The organism is Gilliamella sp. Choc5-1 (genome assembly GCF_001690595.1).
Lineage (GTDB): Bacteria > Pseudomonadota > Gammaproteobacteria > Enterobacterales > Orbaceae > Gilliamella > Gilliamella apicola_M.
The window spans coordinates 1-1,902 of record NZ_LZHH01000049.1; the positions used below are offsets into that span (position 1 = coordinate 1).

The 1,902-nt window shown below is 35.1% G+C and carries 4 protein-coding genes; 3 read left to right on the top strand and 1 reads right to left on the bottom strand.

The genetic code is table 11. The features are described from left to right. From A9G35_RS04380 to A9G35_RS04390, 3 genes are all read left to right on the top strand, one after another. The coding region (locus A9G35_RS04380; protein WP_176701381.1) for an RHS repeat-associated core domain-containing protein at positions 1 to 817 on the top strand (817 nt) is incomplete at its 5' end. A gap of 12 nt (positions 818 to 829) precedes the next feature. Then, positions 830 to 1,117 (top strand): hypothetical protein, encoded by a 288-nt coding sequence (locus tag A9G35_RS04385; protein WP_065635833.1) that lies wholly within the window; start codon positions 830 to 832, stop codon positions 1,115 to 1,117. Next, on the top strand, positions 1,107 to 1,664 hold the full coding sequence (locus tag A9G35_RS04390; RefSeq protein ID WP_065635834.1) for an O-acetyl-ADP-ribose deacetylase: 558 nt from the start codon (positions 1,107 to 1,109) through the stop codon (positions 1,662 to 1,664). The genes A9G35_RS04385 and A9G35_RS04390 overlap by 11 nt, the downstream gene beginning before the upstream one ends. Here the strand turns inward: A9G35_RS04390 and A9G35_RS04395 are convergent. Next, the coding region (locus A9G35_RS04395) for an integrase core domain-containing protein (protein WP_141672645.1) at positions 1,641 to 1,902 on the bottom strand (262 nt) is incomplete at its 5' end. The genes A9G35_RS04390 and A9G35_RS04395 overlap by 24 nt on opposite strands.

Consider the following 1,902-nt stretch of genomic DNA (forward strand, 5'->3'; position numbering starts at 1 on the left):
CCTTTACGAGCCGGACTCCTACCGCCCATTAGCCCTTGTGCACGGCAATGCACAGCAAGATAATATCAAACTCTACTGGTACCAAAACGACCACCTCGGCACCCCCATTGCCCTAACCAGCAACATGGGTGACACCCTCTATGAATGCCAGTATAATGCTTATGGGCAGATAATAAACGAAACCTACCATCAAGACGATTTCCAAACCCTGCCGGATAACCCGTTAAGATTCCAAGGGCAATATTATGATGAAGAAACAGGACTTCATTATAATCTAAATCGTTATTACGACCCATTTACAGGCAGGTATATCACCCAAGATCCGCTCGGTATACTCGGCGGACTAAATAGTTACCAATATGCCGGTAGTGATCCGATAAATTGGATTGATCCGTTAGGGTTGATTAAGGTTGAAAATAGTGGGTTTGAGGGAATAAACGCTGCCAATAATATTAGTTCTTCCCTAAAATTAGGTGAAACGCAAGTAATTAACGGAGTAAGTGTCACAAGAGTTGGACGGTGGATGTCTCCTCAAGAGCTAGAACTCATGCAAAGTACAGGAAAAGTTGTCCAAGGTGGAGGTGGACAAACATTTGTCTCTATTAATGGAGCTAATGATTTTAAAGGCGTTGCTGCAAATGGTTCAGTTTATGTAGAATTTAATGTTCCAACTAATAGTTTAATTCAAGGAGGTAAAGAAGGATGGTATAAATTGTTAGGCCTTGAAGCAAAACTTTCACAAAAATACCTTTTAAATAAACAAGGTGGAACCCTGACACCAAATGTAAGTAACATTAAAATAGTCGACAAAAAATAGAAGGTATAAAATATGGATATAAATTATTTTAAAAAAGAATTTGCGCCTAGATTGAAAAATTATAAATTAACTTATAGTTCATATCCCAATGGAGATTTTGGTTCTATGGAACGAGTGGTCATAGAAGGAAATAATAAAATTGCTGGCATTGATTTTTGGTCGAAAGGTTGGTTAGATATCGATATTTATGATTTAATTTTAGATGATCAAATAATGAATATCTTGTTGGGTCCATCTGAAATAAGGCAACAAAATAATGCTATCCTAAAATTTATAGAAATACTTTTAAATGGAAAATAAGATTGAAATTATATACGGCGATATTACTAAAATCACAGTTGATGCTATTGTAAATGCAGCGAATAGCTCTCTATTAGGTGGAAGCGGTGTTGATGGGGCTATTCATCGTATAGGTGGTAAACAAATTTTAGAAGAATGTCAAAAGATACGATCTAAACAGGGAGGTTGTAAAGTTGGCAATGCTGTTATTACAACAGCTGGAAATTTACCTGCTCAATATGTAATTCATACAGTAGGGCCTCGTTGGAGTGGAGGACATAATAATGAAATTGAATTATTGAGAAATTGTTATTTAAATTGCTTTAAACTTGCTGATGAGAATAATGTAACAACTCTTTCTTTTCCTAATATAAGTACAGGTATTTATAAATTTCCCAAAGATAAAGCTGCTGAAATAGCATTGCAAATAATTAAAGCTAGTTTATCTAAATATCATAATTTAGAAAAAATAAATATTGTTTGCTATGAAGTTGATAACTATGAAATTTACTGTTCATTAATGCAATGGAATGGCAACACATTTTCAAACAAAAAAATTAAGGGGTAAGTGTTTTTTAAATTCAACGGGAGGCAAGTAGCCTAACGAAGAATGTAATCGTTTATGATTATACCAATAGGCATAAGCCGAAAAAGCGCGTTGTAACTCAGCCGTTGAGTTGAAACGTTGGCCTTTTACAAATTCCGTTTTAATTGTTTTAAATGTCGCTTCCGCTACCGCATTGTCATATGGACACCCTTTCTTGCTTAATGAATGCGTGATATTAAATGTCTTAAAACAATCCGCT